The organism is Pseudomonas sp. GGS8, assembly GCF_024168645.1.
GTDB lineage: Bacteria > Pseudomonadota > Gammaproteobacteria > Pseudomonadales > Pseudomonadaceae > Aquipseudomonas.
The window spans coordinates 6,153,523-6,173,367 of record NZ_JALJWF010000001.1 but is presented as its reverse complement, the minus strand read 5'-3'; the positions used below and the strand labels follow the sequence as shown (position 1 = coordinate 6,173,367).

The window sequence follows — 19,845 nt, the reverse complement described above, 5'->3', positions numbered from 1 at the left end:
AACGCTGTTTATCGCGCAAACGCTTGGACCAGATAATCGATAAACACCCGGGTCTTGGTCGGCATCAATGTGCGGCTCGGGTAATACAGCGAGATCGACCCCGCGTCGGCATGCCAGTCCGGCAACAAGCGCAGCAGTTCGCCGCGCTGGATATGGGCGATGACATCGGGCGACACCAGCAGCGTCACACCAAGGCCGAGCAGGGCCGCTTCACGCATGGCGGCCGGGTCATTGAGCACGATGTTTTCACTCAGCTCGGCGCTGGCTTCATTGCCCGCGCCATCCTGCATCACCCATTGGCGCACCCGCCCGGTGCGAATGCCGCGCATCACAATGCCGTTGTACTGAGCCAGGTCCGCCGGTCTGGTGGGCAGTGTGCGTCCGGCCATGTACGCCGGCGAGGCCACCGCCACCACATCCGCCGCCGCCAACGTCCGCGAGACGACCCCGGGTGTCAGCTCGAAACCGCCGCCGATGGCCGCGTCATACCCTTCGGCGATCAGATCGACCTGGCGGTTTTCAAAGTGCCATTCCGGGCGAATCAGCGGGTAGCGCGCCAGAAAATCCGGTAACAGCGGCAACACGTGGTCAATGCCGAACGTCGGCGCCAGGCTGACCTTGAGCACACCCGCCGGCTCCCCGCGATCACTGGACACCGCACTGATCGCCGCCTGCAACGCTTGCAGATTGCCGCCGATGCTGGCCAGAAAGCGTTCGCCGGCTTCGGTCAGCGACAGCTTGCGGGTCGAGCGCTGGAACAGCCGCACACCGATGTTGCGTTCAAGCATCGCGACGTTGCGGCTGACGGCGGCGGGCGTCAGTGCGAGCAGCCGCGCGGCGGCGGAGAAGCTACCCGTTTCAGCGCTGCGTACGAAAGATTCGAGGTTGGCGAGGGTTTCCATCTCAGACACCTGCTAGCAATGCTTGAAGATCATTCAACTCATTACCGTCTAATCAAGTCGTAATGGCAAGGGCAGTATTCACTCCACCAAACCACTACGGAGTGAACACTATGAGCACTATCGGAATCATCGGCGCCGGCGCCATCGGCACAGCCTTCGCCAAAGCATTGTCCCGTCAGGGCATCGAAGTCGTTATCGCCAACAGTCGCGGCCCGGAAACCCTGGGCGCGCTGGTAGAAGAACTCGGGCCGACGGCGCGTGCCGGCACCCGTGAAGAAGCGGCGGCTCAGCCGATCGTTTTGGTCGCGGTGAACTGGTCCAAGTTGCAAACGGCTCTGGCCGGCCTGCCGGACTTCGGCGGGCGGATTGTGATCGACGCGAACAATTCGATCGAGGTGCCATCGTTCAAAGCGGTGGATTTGCAGGGCCGTCCGTCCAGCGAAGTGTTTGCCGAATGGGTGCCCGGTGCGCGGGTGGTCAAGGCCTTCAATCACCTCCAGGCGCGTTTGCTTGAGAGCGATCCGGCGGCGGAGGGTGGGCGGCGAGTGTTGTTTCTTTCCGGTGACGATGCCGAGGCCAAGGCTCAAGTGGCAGCGCTGATCGAGCGGTTAGGCTTCTTTGGAATCGATCTGGGCGAACTGAGTGTCGGGGCGCGGCTGGTGCAGTTTCCGGGCGGTCCGTTGCCGATCTTGAACCTGGTGAAATTTGCCTGAGGGCCAGGGACCAACCATTGTGGTGAGAGGCTTGCCCTAATGCCGGTGCGGCGATCCGACTTGCCCCGTGAAAGCGGTGTGTCAGGCGCATCAATGTTGACTGTGCCGCCGTCTTCGTGGGCAAGTCGGATCGCCGCACCGCCGCTCCCACAGGTGACCGCATTCTCCTGATAGCACTCGGTTACCTGTGGGAGCGTGGCTTGCCCGCGATGAACGATAACGCGGTCTCGGGCTAGCGCTCGATGGCCAACGCCACGCCCTGACCACCACCAATGCACAAGGTGGCGAGGCCTTTCTTGGCGTCACGCTTGATCATTTCGTGCAACAACGTCACCAGCACCCGGCAACCCGAGGCGCCGATCGGATGGCCCAGGGCGATGGCGCCGCCGTTGACGTTGACCTTGCTCAGGTCCCATTCCAGGTCCTTGGCCACCGCCAGGGATTGCGCAGCGAAGGCTTCGTTGGCCTCGATCAGTTCCAGTTGATCGATGGACCAACCGGCCTTGTCCAGGCAACGACGGGTGGCCGACACCGGGCCGATGCCCATGATCGCCGGGTCGACACCTGCGTTGGCATAGGCGGCGATTTTTGCCAGCACTGGCAGGCCGAGGGCCTTGGCTTTCTCGGCGCTCATCAGGATCACCGCAGCCGCACCGTCGTTCAGCGAAGAAGCGTTACCGGCAGTCACCGAGCCGTCCTTCTTGAAGGCCGGTTTCAGCTTGCCCAGGGACTCGGCGGTGGTGCCGGCCCGCGGCTGTTCATCGGTGGCGAAGGCCAGTGGATCGCCCTTACGCTGGGGGATCAGGATCGGGGTGATTTCATCGACGAAACGCCCGGCTTCGATGGCAGCCACGGCTTTCTGTTGCGAGGCGGCCGCGAAGGCGTCCTGGGCTTCACGGCTGATGCCGTACTTGTCCACCAGGTTCTCGGCGGTGATGCCCATGTGGTAATCGTTGAACGCATCCCACAAACCGTCACTGATCATCGTGTCGACGATCTGGCTGTGGCCCATGCGCAGACCGGTACGGGCGCCGGGAAGCACGTAATTGGCCAGGCTCATGTTTTCCTGGCCACCGGCGATGATCACCTCGGCATCGCCGCAGCGAATCGCCTGCGCCGCCAGGTGCAGCGCTTTGAGGCCCGAGCCGCAGACCTTGTTCAGGGTCATGGCCGGTACGGCGTGAGGCAGGCCAGCCTTGATCGCAGCCTGGCGCGCAGGGTTTTGCCCGGCGCCGGCGGTCAATACCTGGCCCATGATCACTTCATCGACCTGCGCCGGGTCCAGAGCGGTTTGCGCCAGCAACTGACGAATCACGGCGGCACCGAGATCAACCGCGGACACATTCGCCAGAGAGCCCTGGAAACTACCGATGGCGGTGCGAGTGGCGGCAACAATCACGACTTCTTGCATGGACGGACTCCTCACTGGGCAGCGAACTGCATTTCCGGGACGTGGTCAGGCACGATCAGTTTGCCGGCGGTCTTGGCGACGATTTCCTCGACGCTCACGCCCGGCGCGCGTTCCTTGAGAACGAACGCGCCGTTGTGGATTTCCAGGTAGGCCAGATCGGTCAGCACGCGTTTGATGCAACCGGCGCCGGTCAGCGGCAGGCTGCAACGCGGCAGCAGTTTCGATTCGCCGTCCTTGGAAGCGTGGGTCATGGTGACGATGATGTTGTCCGCACCGGCCACCAGGTCCATCGCACCGCCCATGCCCTTGACCAGTTTGCCGGGGATCATCCAGGAGGCGATGTTGCCTTCGACGTCCACTTCGAACGCGCCGAGCACGGTCAGGTCGATGTGGCCACCGCGGATCATCGCGAACGATTCGGCGGAGGAGAAAATCGACGCGCCGATGCGCGCGGTCACGGTTTGCTTGCCGGCGTTGATCATGTCGGCGTCGACTTCGGCGTCGGTCGGAAAGGCGCCCATGCCGAGCAGGCCGTTTTCCGATTGCAGCATGACTTCCATGCCTTCGGGGATGTAGTTGGCGACCAGGGTCGGAATGCCGATGCCGAGGTTCACGTAGTAGCCGTCCTGCATTTCGCGGGCGACGCGCTGAGCCATTTGTTCGCGGGAAAGTGCCATTGTTGTTATTCCTTCATTCGGTCCGGGGGCAGGGGATCACTTACGCACGGTGCGCTGTTCGATGCGCTTTTCGAACGTGCCGCAAATGACCCGGTCGACGTAGATGCCAGGGGTGTGGATCTGCGACGGATCCAGCTCGCCGGGTTCGACGATTTCTTCGACTTCGACCACGGTGATCTTGCCGGCGGTGGCGGCCAGCGGGTTGAAATTCTGGGCGGTGTGGCGATAGATCACGTTACCGAAATGGTCGGCTTTCCAGCCTTTGACGATGGCGAAGTCGCCGGTGATGGACTCTTCCATCAGGTACTGGCGACCTTTGAATTCGCGTACTTCCTTGCCTTCAGCGACTGGAGTGCCGACGCCGGTGGCGGTGAAGAACGCCGGGATGCCGGCACCGCCTGCGCGCATTTTCTCGGCGAGGGTGCCTTGCGGGGTCAGGACGACTTCGATTTCGCCTTTAAGCAGTTGGTCTTCGAACAGTTTGTTCTCGCCGACGTAGGAGGCCACCACTTTGCGGATCTGCCGGTCCACCAGCAGCACGCCGAGACCGAAACCATCGACGCCGCAGTTGTTGGAGACCACGGTGAGGTCACGGGTGCCCCGGTGCTGGATCTCGGCGATGAGGTTTTCCGGAATCCCGCACAGGCCGAAGCCGCCGGAGATCACCGTCATGCCGTCTTCAAGACCGGCCATCGCTTCCTCGTAGGAATACACGCGCTTGTCGAACCCTGCCATATGCACCTCTTTTATTCTTTGTGGGCGGCTGGCTAGCCGGATGGGGAGGGAGTGTCTCGCCGCCGAATTTATTTGTTAAGTTGATTTTTAAGGTTGATTGATAGATAAAACTCACCAATGTGTGCGTATTACGTTGGAGACAGTGGCCATGACCGTTAAACAGATCCGCGCCTTTCTGGCCGTGGCCCAGAGTTTGAGTTTTGCCGTGGCGTGCGAGCGGCTGCACCTGTCCCAATCGGCGTTGAGCCTGACCATCAAGGCGCTGGAGGAGGGCCTGGGCGGGCGCCTGTTCACGCGCAATACCCGTAACGTCGCACTGACCGCGGAAGGCGAATCGCTGCTGCCATTGGCTCGCCGGCTGATCGCGGACTGGGACAATGCCGAGGACGAACTGCGCCAACGCTTCACCCTTCAGCGCGGCCGCGTGACGCTGGCGGCGATGCCGTCGTTTGCCGGCAACCTGCTGCCGCCGATCCTCAAGACCTTTCGCGCGCGTTACCCCAAGGTCAACGTCACGGTGAACGACGTGATCAACGAGCAGGTGCTGGAAATGGTCCGCGACCGTCAGGTGGAATTGGGCGTGGCGTTTGAGCCGACCCAGAGTTCGTCACTGCAATTTACCCCGTTGTACATCGACCGGTTTGTGGCGGTGGTGCCGCTTGATTCACCGCTGGCGGACCTGAGCGACATCGATTGGCAGACCCTGCTCAAGGAACCGTTCATTACCTTGCAGCGACCGTCCACGGTGCGGGTAATGCTCGAAGAGCACTTGCAGGCGCGGGGCATGAAATTGCCGGTGGAGTTTGAAAGTCATCAGTTGGCGACGGTCGGGCGGATGGTGGCCAGCGGATTGGGCGTGAGCGCGGTGCCGGCGTTGTGCGCCGGGCAGATGCGCGAGTTGGGCGCGCGTTGTATCACCCTGCGCGACCCGGTGGTGGAACGGGCGATCGGGGTGCTGACGACGGGGCAAGAACTCTCGGCGGCGGGGCAGGCGTTGTTCGATATTCTCAAGGCTGAAAACCTGGGCCAGCGATTGTCTGCGCAATAAATGTGGGGGCGGCGGTGCGGCGATCCGACTTGCCCGCGAAGGCGGTGTGTCAGGCGACATCCATATTGACTGTACCGGTCCCTTCGCGGGCAAGCCCGCTCCCACAGGTTTCAGTTTCGTCTGACGTTATTTACGCGCCTCCAGAATCAGGTTGAACGGCGTTTCCGTGGCTCGCCGGAACTGGGTGAACCCCGCCTCGGTAAAGACCTTGCGCAATCGCGCCTCGCCCGCCTGGGCACCGAGCCCGAGGCCGACCTCCTGGGACAGCGAGTTGGGTGTGCAGATAAAGGTCGAGGCGGCGTAGAACAGCCGTCCCACCGGGTTGGTGTTCTCGTCAAGCGTGTCGTTGGCGAAGGGTTCCACCAGTAGCACCGTGCCGTCGGGTTTGAGCGATTCATAGGCATGCCGTGCGGCGCCCACCGGGTCACCCATGTCGTGCAGGCAATCGAAATAGCAGATCAGGTCATAGTCGTCGCCCGGATAGCTCTTGGCGGTGCCCTGGAAGAACCGTGCCCGTCCGGACACGCCACCTTCTTCGGCGCGCAGGGTGGCGACGGTGACCGAAGGCGCGTGGTAATCGAAACCGACGAACCGCGACTCGGGGAAAGCCTGGGCCATGATCACCGTCGAGGCGCCGTGGCCGCAGCCGATGTCCGCCACTTTCGCGCCGGCTTCCAGTTTGGCGACCACCCCGTCGAGGGCCGGCAGCCATTCGCTGACCAGATGCGCCTTGTAGCCTGGGCGGAAGAACCGCTCGGTGCCGCTGAACATGCACGGATGGTGATCACCCCAGGGCAGGGCGCCGTTGCCGCGCATGGCGTTGACCAGTTTGTCCTTGTCGTGGAAAAACGACGCAACCACCGCCATACCGCCGGCTACATAAACCGGTGAGTCTTCGATCGCCAGCGCCAGGGCTTGCTCTTCAGGCAGACGGAACTGGCCATCGCGGTGTTCCATGTAACCGGAGGCGGCGTGGGCGCTGAGCCATTCACGCAGCAGGCGGGTGTTGCAGCCGGTCTTCGCGGCGAGTGTTTCGGGGGTGACGGGCTGACTGTCGGCCATGGCCCGGTACAGGCCGAGTTCTTCGCCGAGGATGACGTTGGCGAGCATCGCCGCGCCACCCATGTCGCTCACCAGTTTGCCCATGAAATCATTGAGTCTGGCCTCGTCCATCTTGTGTGCTCCTTCAGCAGGATCACAGCCCTCAGGCATTGTTTTTCGAGGCATGCACCTGTGGGCGGTGATCGTGGGAATGAACAGGACGATAACCGCGTCCTGGCTCCCCCTGCGGGGGGTAATCAACAAGTCTAGTTCGTGTATCCCTCTGTATCTGGCTGCCTGTCCGATACAGTGCGCTGAGAAGAGGGGCGTTTGCGCACACAGACCCGACACACCGAGGCGCTTGACTGGGCCTGCCGGCCGGCACTGAGTGTTCAGGCGCTGGAGACCGGATCCCAGGATTAGATCGACACCATGCAAATTCCCCTCACATCTGCGCAGGCGACCGTCGGGCTAGGCTTGCGCCGCGGTTTGATGAAGGACCTGCAAGCGGCCCCGAAGAGCGCTTTCGACTTTCTGGAAGTCGCGCCGGAAAACTGGATCGGCATCGGCGGCGCGCATGGTGCGGCGTTTCGTGCCCTGGCCGAGCGTTATCCGTTGTCCTGTCACGGCTTGTCCTTGTCGCTGGGCGGGCCGGCGCCGCTGGATGTCGGGTTTCTGCGGGAAGTGCGGGTTTTCCTCGATCGCTACAAGGTGCCGCTGTACAGCGAACACCTGAGCTACTGCAGCGATGACGGGCATCTTTACGATCTGCTGCCGTTGCCGTTTACCGAGGAAGCGGTGCATCACGTCGCCGCCCGAATTCGTCAGGCACAGGACATTCTCGATCGGCGCCTGGCGGTGGAAAACGTTTCTTACTATGCCGCGCCGCAGCAGGACATGGACGAATTGACGTTCACCAACGCAGTGCTGCGTGAAGCCGATTGCGACCTGCTGCTGGACGTCAACAATGTCTATGTCAACTCGATCAATCACGGTTTCGATCCGCAGACGTTTCTGGCGGGCATCGACGCGCAGAGGGTGGTCGCGATGCATGTGGCGGGACACTTCGATGAGTCCGACACGCTGAAAATCGACACCCATGGCGCCTCGGTCAAACCGGTGGTCTGGGCTTTGCTGGCTGAGGCGTATGCGCGCTTCGGTGTGCAGCCGACGCTGCTTGAACGGGACTTCAACTACCCGGCGTTCGCTGAATTAGTCAGCGAGTTGCAGACCATCCGCCGACTGCAAGAGGAGGCCAATCGTGGATAAACCGACGCTGTATCAGCAGCAAGACACATTGACTCGCTACCTGCGCGATCCCGATCACTGCGCGCCGCCCGCCGGGATGGACGTGGCACGGGCGCAGGTTTATCGCGAGCTGGTGTTCTCCAATTTGTCGTCATTGCTCAGTGGGACATTTCCAGTGCTGGTGAAAATTCTCGGCGATGATCATTGGCGCGCATTGGTTCGGATCTTCCTGCGGGATTACCGCGCTCACACGCCAAAGTTCGGCGAGATCGCCCAGGAGTTCGTCGGGTTCCTGGCCTCTGAGCCCCAGGCGCTGAACGATGGACCGTGGCCGCTGTTCATGGTCGAACTGGCGCATTACGAATGGGTCGAAATGGCCCTGCAACAATCCGACGCCGAGTCGCTACCCGCCAGCGATGCAGGGCTGCTGCTGGATCAACCGTTGCAGGTTTCGCCATTGGCCTGGCCGTTGGCCTATGGCTGGCCGGTGCAAAAAGTGGGGCCGGATTATCGGCCGCAAGTGCCACCGACCCAGCCGACGTTACTGTTGGTTAGGCGGGCCGAGGACTGGAGTGTGAAGTTTTCCGAACTGAGCCCGTTGGTGTGGCGGTTGTTGCAGCGAATCGGCGAATTTCCAGAGCTCGATGGCCGGGCGCAGCTGGAAGGGTTGGCGATCGAGGCGGGGATGGCCGGGTCGTCGGAGTTCATGGACAGCGGATTGGCGTTGTTGCGGCAGATGCATGGAGACGGGGTAGTCGGCATAGCGGCCTGACCGCACACAATCCCCCAAACACCGAATATCCCTGTGGGAGCAGGCTTGCCCGCGATGGCGGAGTGTCAGCCAAGATCAATATTGGCTGTGCGGGCCTCATCGCGGGCAAGCCCGCTCCCACAGGGATTGGTGGTGTTTATTGGGGTTTTGGCAACTTGAGCTCTGCACACAGCCCACCGTCCACGCGATTGCTCAAGGTCAGCGACCCGCCAATCGCCAGCGCCAACTGCTGCGCAATCGCCAACCCCAACCCGGTCCCGCCGGTGCTGCGATTACGCGAATTCTCCACGCGGTAGAACGGCTGCATCACCTGGGTCAATTGCTCTTCGGCAATCCCCGGCCCTCGGTCCGTGACCTTCACCGACAGGCTGCCATCAGCCGTCATTTCCACCCACAACTCAGCCGCGCCAGCGAATTTCAGCGCGTTGTCGACCAGGTTCACCAGCACCCGCCGCAAGGCATGGGGTCGGGTGTCGATGACTGCGGCGCTTTTGCCGCCCAACTGCACGTCTTTGCCCATGTCCTGATAATCGAACACCAGGCTGTCGAGGAACGAGTCCAGATCGGTGCGGCGACTTTCCTCGGTGGCGCCATGGATGCTGCGGGCATAGGCCACGCCTTCGCGCACCAGGTGTTCCATCTCGCCGAGGTCATTCCACAGTTTGTCTTTTTCGCTGGAGTCGTCCATGAATTCGGCACGCAGTTTCATGCGCGTGATCGGGGTTTGCAGGTCGTGGGAAATCGCCGCCAACAGTTGCATGCGCTCCTTGAGATACGCCGCAATACGCGCTTGCATCGCATTGAATGCCCTGGCGGCGTAGGCGACTTCGGTCGGGCCTTTTTCATCCAGGTGCACGGCGTGGGTATTAGGGTCGAGGGTTTCCACGGCTTGGGCGAGGCGGGTGAGCGGGCGGATGGCGATTCTCACGGCCAGCCAGGTGCAGGTGATCAGCAGCGCCAGTTGCCCCAGCAATACCGCCGGCAACCATGGCGACAACGGCACCATCGAAGGTCGCACATCGATGGTGACAGGGCTGCCGTCCTTCAGCTTCAGATGGGCCTGGAAGTGTTTCTTCGGGCCGGGGATGTCGGTAAAAGTCAGCGGATATTCTTGGCCGATGGCGTCCTGAATCGAGGGGACTGCAATCGGCACATCGCTGGGCGCCATGGGCGTGCCCGGCGAACCGTCATTCAGCAGATAACCATAGTTGGCGCGTTCCAGCCGCTGCAGCCAGCTCGCGCGTTCATTGGCGGGCAAGCGGTCGAGGATGGCGAGGGAAGTCGAGACGTCGGTTTCCAGATTGCCCAGCATGGTGTTTTTCGCACTTTCGTAGCGCTCGTAATACTGCGCGCCAAAGGACAGCGCCTGGGCGAGGATCAGGCCGATCAGGAAAATCAGCGACAGCCGCGAGGCCAGCGTGCGGGGCCAGTGCAGCGCAAGATTCATGACGGCGCACCGAGCACTTCCACCGGCAGGGAAAACACATAGCCTTCGCTGCGTACGGTCTTGATGTAGGCCGGTTCCCGGGCATCGTCGAGCAGGCGCTGACGCAAGCGGCTGACCAGCAAATCGATGGAGCGGTCGAACAGGTCGGCATCGCGACCTTGAGTCAGGTTGAGCAACTGGTCGCGATTGAGCACCCGCTGAGGATGATCGAGGAACACCCGCAGCAAACGATATTCCGCGCCGCTGAGGGCGACCATGGTGCCGTCCTGGTCCAGCAGATGCCGGGCCGAGGTGTCCAGGCGCCAGCGACCGAACGCCAGCAGGCGACCACTTTCGGTGATCACCAGATTCGGCGGCAGCATCCGCGTGCGGCGCAGCACGGCGTTGATCCGGGCGAGCAGTTCGCGGGCGGCGAACGGTTTGACCAGGTAATCGTCGGCACCCATTTCCAGGCCGATGATGCGGTCGGTTTCATCATTGCGCGCGGTAAGCATCAGCACCGGCGTGGCCTTGTGTTTGCCGGCACGCAACTCGCGGCAGAGCAGCAGGCCATCGTCCCCCGGCATCATGATGTCGAGCACGATCAGGTCCACCGGCGTGGTCTCCAGAAACGCGCGCATCTGCCGTCCATCCGCCACCACGGTGGTGCGCAGGCCGTTCTTCTTCAGGTAATTGCCTACCAGTTCCCGGATCTCGCGGTCATCGTCCACGATGAGAATGTGATCGACGTGTTCCATGGTCGCCATGCCTCTTGAGTAGGAGATTTCGCGCAGTCTATCGAGTCAAGGCTCGCTCGCCCGCAGCGGTTTGTATTGCAGTGTATCTGGCGCATCGGCGGATACACGGGGATGTAAAAAACTGCCAGTTTCAGAGGTTTTGTATCGCTGTGTATCGCAGGCCGCTGCTGATACGTAGCGATTTAGTCCGGCCTGTTCCCGACACAGACGGGATACCTCGCAGGCTTCTAATAGGCTCCATCGAGGCAAACCCAACCGCCTCGGCCCCATCACCGATTGACCTATTGAAGCCCCGAGGAAACCACCATGAACACCAAAACCGTCTACGCCGCCTGCCTGTTTGCCGCCCTGAACATCTGCACGTTGTCGGCCCGCGCCGAAGCCGATGTCACCCCGCAAACCTACACCTACGGCACGCACCTGGACATCCAGAAAGTGCTGTCGATGAAACAGGACGCCACGCCTTCCTGCGGGATTGTGAATGCGCGGATGACCTATCTGGATTCCCAGGGCAAAACCCAGGTTCTGGACTATCGCAAATTCTCGGATGACTGCAGCGAAAACAACTGAGTCCTCTGTAACTCCCCACATGGAACTCGTATTTTCAAGGTGATCCCCCATGTTTCTCATCGCATTCCTGGGCGGCATTTTGACCGTCCTCAGCCCCTGCATCCTCCCGGTCGTGCCCTTTCTGTTTGCCGGTGTTAAACGCACACGCACCTCGATCCTGCTCACCCTCGGCGGCATGGCCCTGACCTTCGCCCTGATCTCCAGTCTGGCCGTGGTCAGCAGCGATTGGGTGATACAAGCCAACAACACCGGCCGCCATGTGGCGCTGATCGTAATAGTGCTGTTTGCGCTGTCGCTGATCTCCGCCCGCATCGGCGGCTGGCTGGCGCGGCCGTTCGTGTTGCTGGGCAATCGCCTCGATCCCAACACTCGCAAAATGTCCGGCCCGCTGGGCTCGGTGATGATCGGCGTCGCCACCGGCCTGCTCTGGGCGCCGTGTGCCGGACCGATTCTGGGGGTGATCCTCACTGGTGCAATGCTGCAAGGCGCCAATGCCCAGACCAGTCTGCTGCTGGTGGCGTATGGCCTGGGCAGCGCGTTGTCACTGGGCACCTTGATCTTCGCCGGTCGCGGCCTGGTCAATCGCTTGAAACCGTCGATTCCGGTCACCGGTTGGCTGCGTCGCGGCGCGGGTGCTGCGGTGTTGGTCGCGGCAGCGGTCATCGCCACCGGTGCCGACAACACATTGCTTGCCGGAACCTCGTCCGAAAGTGTCACCACGGTGGAACAGCGGGTGCTGGAAACCGTGCCGAAAGTGGTCGATTACCTGGTCAGCAAGGTCAAGGCCGACTCGACCATGGATTCGGCCAAAGGCGCGATGCCGTCACTCTCCGGCGCGGTCGAATGGCTCAACTCGCCAGCGCTGAGCAACGACTCCCTGCGCGGCAAAGTGGTATTGGTGGATTTCTGGACCTACGATTGCATCAACTGTCAGCACACCTTGCCCTACGTGAAGGACTGGGCGAAAAAATACGAAAAGGACGGCCTGGTGGTGATCGGCGTGCACACCCCGGAATACGGTTACGAACGCATCCTCGACAACGTCCGCGATCAGGTGCAAAAACTCGGTATCACCTACCCGGTGGCGATCGACAATAACTACGCGATCTGGCGCGCCTTCGACAACCAGTACTGGCCGGCTCACTACCTGATCGATGCCAAGGGGCAGGTGCGTTACAGCCACTTTGGCGAGAGTCGGTACGAGACTCAGGAGCAGATGATCCGGCAGCTATTGGAAGAGGCCAAGGCGCCTGCCGCGTAACCTGTTCCGGTAAAGCACGCCAACCTGTCAATGCCGCGTTACAGATCAATGACCATGCATCGGAGACCGGTGTATTTCGTGAGCCCGCCGGACGACCGGGCAGGACGGATACGTATCCGGGAGCTTTAGTTTGTGGACGGGGTCACTTGCGACCCTGCCGTCACGATCATGAAAGGGAGAGGGTCATGCCTAAGTTCATTATTGAACGCGAGCTTCCGGGAGCCGGCGCACTGGCGCAACAGGAACTCAAAGCGATCTCGCAAAAATCCTGCGATGTGTTGCGCGGATTGGGACCGCAAGTGCAATGGCAGCAGAGTTACGTCACGGGCGACAAGATTTATTGCGTGTACATCGCACCGAGCGAGGAACTCATCAGGGAGCACGCCAAACAAGGTGGTTTTCCGATCAACAGCGTTTCCCGAGTCGTGAACATCATCGATCCCACCACGGCGGAGTAAGCCGGGACGCGTTCCAACCCGCAGCGGAGCAGACGTCATGAGCACACCCATTGATCTCACCGCCCTGAAAAACCGTCAGATGGCTGCGTGGGCCAGCGGCGATTATGCCGTGATCGGCACCACCCTACAGATCGTCGGCGAGCAATTGGCCGAAGCCTGTGACTTGCTCTGTGATGAACGGGTGCTGGACGTCGCCGCGGGCAATGGTAATGCAACGCTTGCTGCTGCGCGCCGGGGTTGTAAGGTCACGTCCACCGACTACGTGGCCAAGCTGCTTGAACGCGGCGAAGACCGTGCCCGGGCCGAGCACCTGGATGTCACCTTTCAGGTGGCCGACGCCGAGGCGCTGCCTTTCGAGGACGCCAGTTTCGATGCCGTGCTCTCGACCTTTGGGGTGATGTTTACGCCGGATCAACCCAAGGCGGCTGCGGAACTGGCGCGGGTGTGTCGTCCGGGAGGCCGGATCGGCCTTGCCAACTGGACGCCCGAGGGCTTTGTCGGGCAGATGTTCAAGGTCCTGGGGCGCCACATGCCGCCACCCGTAGGGGCTCAACCACCTTCAAACTGGGGCTCCGAAGCGTGGTTGCACTCGCACTTCGATCAGCGCGACTTCGTGCTTCAGGTGACACGACGCTTATTCAACTTCCGCTATCGTTCGGCCGCCCATTTCATCGACACCTTCCGCAGCTGGTATGGCCCTGTTCACAAGGCCTTTGCGACCCTGCCACCCGAAGGGTCCGCCGCCCTGGAACACGACCTGACCGAACTGCTCAAGCGCCTGAACCGAGCGGGGGAGCGGTCGCTGGTGGTGCCCGGTGAATACCTGGAGGTGGTGATCACCCGACGTTGAGCCGAGAACGCAAAATCCCTGTGGGAACGGCCTACTGTGGCGAGGGGGCTTGCCCCCGTTGGATCGCGAAGCGGCCCCAAAAGCTTTGCGACTGCTTCGCAGCCGAACGGGGCGGTGCGGCGTTCCGACAAGCCCCCTCGCCACAGGAGGTCGCGCCCACAAAGGTGTGTGCATAATTTGGTATTCAGCCGTTGCAGTCACTCATCCAGTGATTCGGTGTACACCACCCACACGCTGCACGGCATTTTGTACAGCACATGCTCCACCGTGCTGCCAATCAACCGGCCCATGCCGCGATGGCCGATCCGGCCCATGACGATCACATCCACATCATGGGTCTCGGCGTAGTGGGTCAGCACCTTGGTCGGGTTGCCCATGACCATGTGCCGCTGCTCCGGCGCGATGCCGTTGCGCGCGGCCAGTTCGTTGAACGCATCCTCCTGGCGGTCGAACAGGGTCTTGATCTGGCCCGAAGAGAAAAGCGCCGAACCGTTATAGAAGTTGAACTCGTCCGCGCTGATGGCTGAAAGGTCATAGGCGTAGACCACATCGAGCTCGGCATTGCAGGCGCTCGCCAGTTTCGACGCTTCGTGAAGGATCCGGTCGTTGAAGCTTTTGTATTGATCATCGCGATGATACGGGTCGATCGCCGCGACGATTTTGCGCGGCAACGCACGAGTGGCATGGCTGACGAAATGCAGCGGCACCGGGCATTCGCGCAGTAAATGCACGTCGAGGGGGGTAAACACCAGCCGCGACAGCCGCGATTGATGCTCCAGCGCCTTGATCAGCACGTCCATCGGCTGCTCTTTGAGGTGAATCAGAATTTCCTCCAGCGGATGCTCGACCCAGGCCACCTCCGTGGTGACGTGTACACCGATCTTGCGCAAGGGGTGGGCCTGTTCCTCAAGCCACTGGCGGTGACGCTCGACGTAGCCCAGGCGCATCTGTTCCAGGGCTTTTTCGTTGACCAGGCTGGCGGTCGCCAGACCTTCCAGATAATCGAAGGCCACGATGTGCAGGGCCGCCCCCTCGGCCTTGGCCAGCATCGCGGCCCGGTCGAAGGCGGGGCTGTGTTCCATCAGCGGTGAGGCGACCAGCATGAAGCGTAATTCACCAGACATGACAAACCTCCCGTGGGTAAACGAGCAGACGGTGGTCGTTCAATACATCTCGATCTTTTCATTATTGACCATGATCTACCCCTCGTCCGCTTCTAATGTGGGAGCGAGCCTGCTCGCGATGGCGGTGTGTCAGGCATCATGGTTGTTGCATGGGCTGGCCTCTTCGCGGGAAAGCCTCGCTCCTACAAGGGCGTTGTGGTGATGATCTAAATAACCTTTGCGCCCCGAGCCTCCAGCAACTCCCGTAATACGGAACGGTGGCAGTGCGCTTCGTCTTCGCAATAACACCCCACGGCCAGCGAGGTTTGATGGGAGAGGGCGGCCAGCAGGTCCAGCAGCTGACTGGGCGCGGGATGGTTCATCTCGGCCTTGAATTTACGCTTGAAAGCCTCCCAGGCTTTGGCGTCTTCTGCCGCTTTGGCTTCGGCCACCAGTTCGGGGCTGGGAGACAGCAGTGGTTGCCACACATCATAGAAGTCGCGACTGGCAAATTCGGCCTTCGGTACGCCACGGGGCGGGCGGCGTACCGTGCCCAGGCGCAGGCCTTCATTCGCGGTGCGGGGTGAGCCGAGGCGCACGATATGGATGGACATGATTGCAGTGCCTATTTGAGCCGCGAGCCGTCGAACCACTCCAGCGCCGTGCGCCAGATGCAGATCCCCAGGAAGTACGCCGACATCAGCAACCACAGGCTCATCACCAGCGGATTGATGACCGGATGGTTGACCACCAGCGACAAGCTGCACAGCAACCAGATGGCCGTCACCGCAATGTTGATCGGCATGAAGCGGCGCACGCGGAACGGGTGCAGGAATTTCATTCGGGTTACGGTCAACAGCGCCAGACCGATCACGGTGAGCAATGTGATCCACGGCGACGGGTCGATGATGTACAAGCACAGCGCAACCACGTTCCATGCGGCGGGGAAGCCCTGGAAGTAGTTGTCCTTGCTCTTCATGTTGACGTTGCAGAAGCAGAACAGCGACGACACCAGAATCAGCGACACGGTCAGCAGCAGGGTGTAGTCCGGCAGCGGGATGTAACGGTAGATGAACAGCGCCGGGATAAACACATACGTCAGGTAGTCGATCACCAGGTCGAGGATCGAGCCGTCGAAACTGGGCAGCACCGATTGCACATTGACCTTGCGCGCCAGCGCGCCGTCCAGCCCGTCGACGATCAGTGCCACGCCCAGCCACAGCAGGCAATGGGTGGGCTGGTTTTCCAGCAGGGCGAGGGTCGCAAGGAACGCAGTGACCACGCCGGTGGCGGTAAAACCATGGGCGCCCCATGCTTTGAGCCTGGCGATGTGTACGGTGGATATCACGGGGGCGTTCTCCAGAAAATGAAGCAAGCCAGTCATCACCCTGCGATAGAGGGCGTCGGCAAACCGGGTCGGGTTGCAGGTATCGACCGGATTTTCGGGGATAAGGTTCACCACCTTTGAATCTTAGACGCCGCGCAAAAAAATACCCCGGAAATATCCGGGGTACGTCATGAGCGTTGTATGCCTGTGTTGTCAGCTTAATGAGGAAAGAACACACGCAGCCGATGGCTATCCGGGTCAAGGGCGACGAAGGTGCGACCGAAGTCGAGTTCGGTCGGTGCTTGCAGCATGGTCAGCCCGAGAGCGCTCCACTTGGCAAACAGTGCATCGACCTGTTCGGCGGACTCCACCGGGAATGCCAGCTCGGTCCCGCCGCCCGTTACAGTCGTTGCAGGTTCGGCGGTATGCCGTGACCAGAGCCCCAGTTTATAGCCGTCGTCCAGGACAAACAGGGCGAAGGTCGGCGACTCTTCCACGGGCTTGCGCTCCAGCAGAAACTCATAAAATCGTGCACTGACGGCGGGGTTGTCCACGAAAAGCAAAATGAAACGGGGAGTGATCATGGGGCTGCTCCAGTAAAGGTAGGCGCAGCATAAAAGGAGGGGCTGTCAGTTTCTGTCAGGAGTGTGAAAGGACACCTTTTGACGTCAGCCAGGCGGAGTTGGCGTAATGTCCGGTTGCCGTGCCTGCAACGACTCCACGTACGACGGGCGGCCGCTCCTGCAGAAAATAGGATTCTTTCCTGCAGGAGCTGGCCAGGCCCACGATCTTTTTACGGCCATAACGCCTAATCGGTCACCTTCAAACCCAATGCTGCGAAACACGCTTCAATCGATCGCCGCTGCGTCTCGGCATACAGCTCCAATTCATCAATCGTCGACCGCCCCAGCGCTTTTTCGAATGCCTGCTGGTTTGAATGCACGCCATAGTGGGTTTGTGCCGCGTCCCCCAGGTTCGACTGAAAAATCCCCGCCGCACTGACCGGCAGGAAATCTTCGTACACCAGCGGTTCTACCCGCACATTCCCGTCACGGAGCAAATCCTCCAGCGATGCGTCTTTCAGCCCCGCCGCCAGGCCTTTTTCGGTCGCGAAGTAGCGAAAGTACGCCAGTTCCTGTTGGCGCATGTCCTCAACGGTGTCGGGGAATTCGCCAAAGTGCTGCGCCATTAGCGCGTTGTAGCGTGCGGCGTTGGCTTCGTTGGGGAACGCCTTGAGTTCATCCCGGGCAGCATTGAGCAAACGGTCGTAAAGCGCCCGGCCCTTAGGCGTGAGCGCCGCGCCGCGTTGTTCGATTTCGCCGAAGCGGGCGCTGTGGCTGCCACGCATCTCGGCTTGATCGGTAAAAGCAATCGGCTCATCCAGCGCCTTGAAACTGGTTTGACGCAGCAGAATCGGGCATTGGCGGCGGGGCGGGCCTTCGATCACCGCTTTTGGGGTAATGCTATGGGCGGGCATTTGCGCCTGGACAATGTCGATGTCCAGCGTGCGTGGCGTCAGGTGATTGATGTGCGGGCCTTTGAAGGCCACCACGTCGGCGATCAGTCGATGCTGGGCGCTGAGTTGCTGGTATTGCTCGGCGGTGACGGTGGCGCTGTGGTGCCAGCGGAAGGTTTCCAGAGCTTGCGCGACGAAGTCCTGTGCCTCGTATTCGGTCAGGCCGCCCTGGGTTTCGGCGCGTTCGATGAGCGTCAGCGCGGCCGGGGTGAAGATTGAACGCTGGTCCAGCACCGATTGGGCAAAGGCCCGCAGTTCGGCGTCTTCGATCAGTTCCAGGCGCAACAGCGAGGTGAACACCCGGAATGGGCTGACCTGCAACGCCGCCTCATGCACGGCGCGGAACGCCGTGGAGTGCACCGGCACGCCAGCCGGGGTCAGGTCGTAATAGCCTACCGGCTGCATGCCCATTACCGCGAACAAGCGGGCGAGGGTCGCCAGTTCAGCGGCGGTGCCGACGCGGATTGCACCGTGGCGTTCCAGGTCCAGCCGCTGGATTTCGCCGGTGCTGTGCAGCTGTCGGGCGATTTGCGGGTCGCTGTCCAGCACGTGGCGGTTAGTCTGTTCCACCAGTTCCATCAGCGCGCCGTACAGCGGCACTTCTTCGCGGTACATGTCGGACATCGCTTTGGAGAAGCGTTGGCGGATCAGGTCAGGGCTGACGAAATTCGGGTGGCTCATGAAAAAAATTCCTGGCGCAGTGACGTAACGGATGCCGAAAAGATCGCAGCCTTCGGCGGCGCCGACAAACGAAGTTTCTGACGAACTTCATTCTGCCAAGGACTGTTCTTGCAACGCAGAAGTGTTCGGTCAGCGCAGCACTTGGTCCACCAGTTCGATCCAGTGCCTGACCGGCGTGCGTCCGGCGCTGTTGAGGTGGCTCTGGCAGCCGATGTTGGCGGTGGCGATGACGTCGGGGTGGCCGCTTTCCAGCGCGTTGAGTTTGTTGTCACGCAGTTGCCGGGCCAGCTCCGGTTGGGTGATCGAATAGGTGCCCGCCGAGCCGCAACACAAATGACTGTCGGGCACCGCTGTGAGATTGAAGCCCAACCGCGTCAACACGGCCTCGACCGCGCCGCCGAGTTTCTGCGCGTGCTGCAAGGTGCAGGGGCAGTGGAAGGCGATCCGCCGGTCGGTGGCGGCGCAGACCCGTTCCAACGGTTCATCGGCCAGCACTTGCACCAGGTCCAGCGCCAGTTCGCTGACCCGACGGGCCTTGGCCGCATAAACCGGGTCGCGCTCCAGCAGATGCCCGTAATCCTTGATGAACGCGCCGCAGCCGCTGGCAGTTTGCACGATGGCTTCGGCGCCGTTTTCCAGGTGCGGCCACCAAGCGTCGATGTTGCGTCGGGCGCGGTCCAGGCCCATGGCCTGGGCGTCGAGGTGATAGTCCAGCGCGCCGCAACAACCGGCTTGCGGCGCTGAAATCACACTGATCCCCAACCGATCCAGCACCCGCGCCGTCGCGGCATTGGTGTTCGGTGACAGACCGGGTTGCACGCAGCCTTCGAGCATCAACACCCGGCGCGCATGCCGAGGGGCAGGGCGTTCGCCCGGAGCAGGGAGGTCGTGGGGTAACTTCGCCTCAACACCCCGTGGCAGCAATGGCCGGAAGGTGGCGCCGATCTGCAGCAGGCTCTTGAACAGGTTCGGGTTCGGCGCCAGTGCCCGCAGGCCCTGACGCAACAGCCGCTGACCGGCCGGGCGCGGCACCGCTTGATCGATCACGGCGCGGCCAATGTCCAGCAGGTTGTGATAATCGACCCCGGACGGGCAGGTGGTTTCGCAGTTGCGGCACGTCAGGCAGCGGTCCAGGTGCAACTGGGCTTTGGCCGTGGCGGGGGCGCCTTCGAGCACTTGCTTGATCAGGTAGATGCGACCGCGCGGCCCGTCCAGTTCGTCGCCCAGCAGTTGGTAGGTCGGGCAGGTGGCATTGCAAAAACCGCAGTGCACACAGGTGCGCAGAATCTTGTCCGCTTCTTCGGCGCGGGGCAGTTGTCGGGCCTCTTCGCTGAGATTGGTTTGCATG

At 61.6% G+C, this 19,845-nt stretch carries 21 protein-coding genes; 8 read left to right on the top strand and 13 right to left on the bottom strand.

The features are described from left to right. Positions 1–8: 8 nt before the first annotated feature. Positions 9–902 (bottom strand): LysR family transcriptional regulator, encoded by an 894-nt coding sequence (locus tag J3D54_RS27545; protein WP_253425318.1) that lies wholly within the window; start codon positions 900–902, stop codon positions 9–11. Positions 903–1,012: 110 nt separating this feature from the next. Between J3D54_RS27545 and J3D54_RS27540 the strand changes: the two genes are divergently transcribed. Then, positions 1,013–1,615 (top strand): NADPH-dependent F420 reductase, encoded by a 603-nt coding sequence (locus J3D54_RS27540; protein WP_253425315.1) that lies wholly within the window; start codon positions 1,013–1,015, stop codon positions 1,613–1,615. Between the two features lie 232 nt (positions 1,616–1,847). On the opposite strand, the gene J3D54_RS27535 is transcribed toward J3D54_RS27540, so the two are convergent. The 3 genes from J3D54_RS27535 to J3D54_RS27525 are packed head-to-tail and all read right to left on the bottom strand — an operon-like array spanning position 1,848 to position 4,438. Beyond that, the gene (locus J3D54_RS27535; protein ID WP_253425313.1) at positions 1,848–3,026 is read right to left on the bottom strand and encodes an acetyl-CoA C-acetyltransferase; all 1,179 of its coding nucleotides are present in this window, start codon (positions 3,024–3,026) and stop codon (positions 1,848–1,850) included. 11 nt (positions 3,027–3,037) lie between these two features. Further along, the gene (locus J3D54_RS27530) at positions 3,038–3,703 is read right to left on the bottom strand and encodes a CoA transferase subunit B (RefSeq protein ID WP_253425310.1); all 666 of its coding nucleotides are present in this window, start codon (positions 3,701–3,703) and stop codon (positions 3,038–3,040) included. A 36-nt stretch (positions 3,704–3,739) separates the two neighbouring features. After that, positions 3,740–4,438: a CoA transferase subunit A gene (locus J3D54_RS27525; protein WP_253425307.1), complete on the bottom strand. Its 699-nt coding sequence runs from the start codon at positions 4,436–4,438 to the stop codon at positions 3,740–3,742. Positions 4,439–4,586: 148 nt separating this feature from the next. On the opposite strand from J3D54_RS27525, the gene J3D54_RS27520 reads away from it, so the two are divergent. Continuing rightward, the gene (locus tag J3D54_RS27520) at positions 4,587–5,486 is read left to right on the top strand and encodes a LysR family transcriptional regulator (RefSeq protein ID WP_253425303.1); all 900 of its coding nucleotides are present in this window, start codon (positions 4,587–4,589) and stop codon (positions 5,484–5,486) included. Between the two features lie 126 nt (positions 5,487–5,612). Here J3D54_RS27520 and J3D54_RS27515 read toward each other — a convergent pair whose 3' ends face one another. Further along, entirely contained in the window at positions 5,613–6,659 is a 1,047-nt protein-coding gene (locus J3D54_RS27515) for a class I SAM-dependent methyltransferase (RefSeq protein WP_253425300.1), read from the bottom strand. 300 nt (positions 6,660–6,959) lie between these two features. Between J3D54_RS27515 and J3D54_RS27510 the strand changes: the two genes are divergently transcribed. Further along, positions 6,960–7,796: a DUF692 domain-containing protein gene (locus J3D54_RS27510; RefSeq protein ID WP_253425297.1), complete on the top strand. Its 837-nt coding sequence runs from the start codon at positions 6,960–6,962 to the stop codon at positions 7,794–7,796. Beyond that, a complete protein-coding gene (locus J3D54_RS27505) occupies positions 7,789–8,547 on the top strand; it encodes a putative DNA-binding domain-containing protein (protein WP_253425294.1) in 759 nt (252 codons plus the stop codon). Before J3D54_RS27510 ends, J3D54_RS27505 begins: the two co-directional genes overlap by 8 nt. A 136-nt stretch (positions 8,548–8,683) precedes the next feature. Here J3D54_RS27505 and J3D54_RS27500 read toward each other — a convergent pair whose 3' ends face one another. Both J3D54_RS27500 and J3D54_RS27495 read right to left on the bottom strand, forming a co-directional pair. After that, positions 8,684–9,994: an ATP-binding protein gene (locus J3D54_RS27500; protein WP_253425291.1), complete on the bottom strand. Its 1,311-nt coding sequence runs from the start codon at positions 9,992–9,994 to the stop codon at positions 8,684–8,686. After that, the gene (locus J3D54_RS27495; protein WP_026286577.1) at positions 9,991–10,731 is read right to left on the bottom strand and encodes a response regulator; all 741 of its coding nucleotides are present in this window, start codon (positions 10,729–10,731) and stop codon (positions 9,991–9,993) included. Before J3D54_RS27495 ends, J3D54_RS27500 begins: the two co-directional genes overlap by 4 nt. Positions 10,732–11,037: 306 nt before the next feature. On the opposite strand from J3D54_RS27495, the gene J3D54_RS27490 reads away from it, so the two are divergent. The 4 genes from J3D54_RS27490 (at position 11,038) to J3D54_RS27475 (ending at position 13,870) form a co-directional block, all read left to right on the top strand. Beyond that, positions 11,038–11,301, top strand: coding sequence for a DUF2790 domain-containing protein (locus J3D54_RS27490; protein ID WP_253425288.1), 264 nt, complete (start codon positions 11,038–11,040; stop codon positions 11,299–11,301). Positions 11,302–11,350: 49 nt separating this feature from the next. Continuing rightward, positions 11,351–12,562 (top strand): cytochrome c biogenesis protein DipZ, encoded by a 1,212-nt coding sequence (locus J3D54_RS27485; RefSeq protein ID WP_253425285.1) that lies wholly within the window; start codon positions 11,351–11,353, stop codon positions 12,560–12,562. Between the two features lie 185 nt (positions 12,563–12,747). Further along, entirely contained in the window at positions 12,748–13,020 is a 273-nt protein-coding gene (locus tag J3D54_RS27480; RefSeq protein WP_253425282.1) for a DUF4242 domain-containing protein, read from the top strand. Positions 13,021–13,057: 37 nt separating this feature from the next. Then, positions 13,058–13,870: a class I SAM-dependent methyltransferase gene (locus tag J3D54_RS27475; RefSeq protein WP_253425280.1), complete on the top strand. Its 813-nt coding sequence runs from the start codon at positions 13,058–13,060 to the stop codon at positions 13,868–13,870. 197 nt (positions 13,871–14,067) lie between these two features. On the opposite strand, the gene J3D54_RS27470 is transcribed toward J3D54_RS27475, so the two are convergent. The 6 genes from J3D54_RS27470 to glcF form a co-directional block, all read right to left on the bottom strand. After that, a complete protein-coding gene (locus J3D54_RS27470) occupies positions 14,068–14,994 on the bottom strand; it encodes a universal stress protein (RefSeq protein WP_253425277.1) in 927 nt (308 codons plus the stop codon). A gap of 206 nt (positions 14,995–15,200) precedes the next feature. Then, positions 15,201–15,587: a DUF488 domain-containing protein gene (locus tag J3D54_RS27465; protein ID WP_253425274.1), complete on the bottom strand. Its 387-nt coding sequence runs from the start codon at positions 15,585–15,587 to the stop codon at positions 15,201–15,203. An 11-nt stretch (positions 15,588–15,598) separates the two neighbouring features. Then, entirely contained in the window at positions 15,599–16,321 is a 723-nt protein-coding gene (pcsA, locus tag J3D54_RS27460) for a phosphatidylcholine synthase (RefSeq protein ID WP_253426809.1), read from the bottom strand. A 197-nt stretch (positions 16,322–16,518) separates the two neighbouring features. Further along, positions 16,519–16,884, bottom strand: a complete 366-nt coding sequence (locus J3D54_RS27455) for a VOC family protein (RefSeq protein ID WP_253425271.1) — start codon at positions 16,882–16,884, stop codon at positions 16,519–16,521. A 224-nt stretch (positions 16,885–17,108) separates the two neighbouring features. Continuing rightward, complete coding sequence (locus J3D54_RS27450; RefSeq protein ID WP_253425268.1) at positions 17,109–18,497, bottom strand: VOC family protein; 1,389 nt, start codon at positions 18,495–18,497, stop codon at positions 17,109–17,111. Positions 18,498–18,626: 129 nt separating this feature from the next. Next, the gene (gene glcF / locus J3D54_RS27445; protein ID WP_253425265.1) at positions 18,627–19,844 is read right to left on the bottom strand and encodes a glycolate oxidase subunit GlcF; all 1,218 of its coding nucleotides are present in this window, start codon (positions 19,842–19,844) and stop codon (positions 18,627–18,629) included. Between the last annotated feature and the right edge of the window lies 1 nt (position 19,845).

Bases quoted from the DNA above. Each gene is read 5' to 3' on its own strand.
- J3D54_RS27545 (WP_253425318.1), bottom strand. From the start codon at position 902: ATGGAAACCCTCGCCAACCTCGAATCTTTCGTACGCAGCGCTGAAACG.
- J3D54_RS27540 (WP_253425315.1), top strand. From the start codon at position 1,013: ATGAGCACTATCGGAATCATCGGCGCCGGCGCCATCGGCACAGCCTTC.
- J3D54_RS27535 (WP_253425313.1), bottom strand. From the start codon at position 3,026: ATGCAAGAAGTCGTGATTGTTGCCGCCACTCGCACCGCCATCGGTAGT.
- J3D54_RS27530 (WP_253425310.1), bottom strand. From the start codon at position 3,703: ATGGCACTTTCCCGCGAACAAATGGCTCAGCGCGTCGCCCGCGAAATG.
- J3D54_RS27525 (WP_253425307.1), bottom strand. From the start codon at position 4,438: ATGGCAGGGTTCGACAAGCGCGTGTATTCCTACGAGGAAGCGATGGCC.
- J3D54_RS27520 (WP_253425303.1), top strand. From the start codon at position 4,587: ATGACCGTTAAACAGATCCGCGCCTTTCTGGCCGTGGCCCAGAGTTTG.
- J3D54_RS27515 (WP_253425300.1), bottom strand. From the start codon at position 6,659: ATGGACGAGGCCAGACTCAATGATTTCATGGGCAAACTGGTGAGCGAC.
- J3D54_RS27510 (WP_253425297.1), top strand. From the start codon at position 6,960: ATGCAAATTCCCCTCACATCTGCGCAGGCGACCGTCGGGCTAGGCTTG.
- J3D54_RS27500 (WP_253425291.1), bottom strand. From the start codon at position 9,994: ATGAATCTTGCGCTGCACTGGCCCCGCACGCTGGCCTCGCGGCTGTCG.
- J3D54_RS27495 (WP_026286577.1), bottom strand. From the start codon at position 10,731: ATGGAACACGTCGATCACATTCTCATCGTGGACGATGACCGCGAGATC.
- J3D54_RS27490 (WP_253425288.1), top strand. From the start codon at position 11,038: ATGAACACCAAAACCGTCTACGCCGCCTGCCTGTTTGCCGCCCTGAAC.
- J3D54_RS27485 (WP_253425285.1), top strand. From the start codon at position 11,351: ATGTTTCTCATCGCATTCCTGGGCGGCATTTTGACCGTCCTCAGCCCC.
- J3D54_RS27480 (WP_253425282.1), top strand. From the start codon at position 12,748: ATGCCTAAGTTCATTATTGAACGCGAGCTTCCGGGAGCCGGCGCACTG.
- J3D54_RS27475 (WP_253425280.1), top strand. From the start codon at position 13,058: ATGAGCACACCCATTGATCTCACCGCCCTGAAAAACCGTCAGATGGCT.
- J3D54_RS27470 (WP_253425277.1), bottom strand. From the start codon at position 14,994: ATGTCTGGTGAATTACGCTTCATGCTGGTCGCCTCACCGCTGATGGAA.
- J3D54_RS27465 (WP_253425274.1), bottom strand. From the start codon at position 15,587: ATGTCCATCCATATCGTGCGCCTCGGCTCACCCCGCACCGCGAATGAA.
- J3D54_RS27455 (WP_253425271.1), bottom strand. From the start codon at position 16,884: ATGATCACTCCCCGTTTCATTTTGCTTTTCGTGGACAACCCCGCCGTC.
- J3D54_RS27450 (WP_253425268.1), bottom strand. From the start codon at position 18,497: ATGAGCCACCCGAATTTCGTCAGCCCTGACCTGATCCGCCAACGCTTC.
- glcF (WP_253425265.1), bottom strand. From the start codon at position 19,844: ATGCAAACCAATCTCAGCGAAGAGGCCCGACAACTGCCCCGCGCCGAA.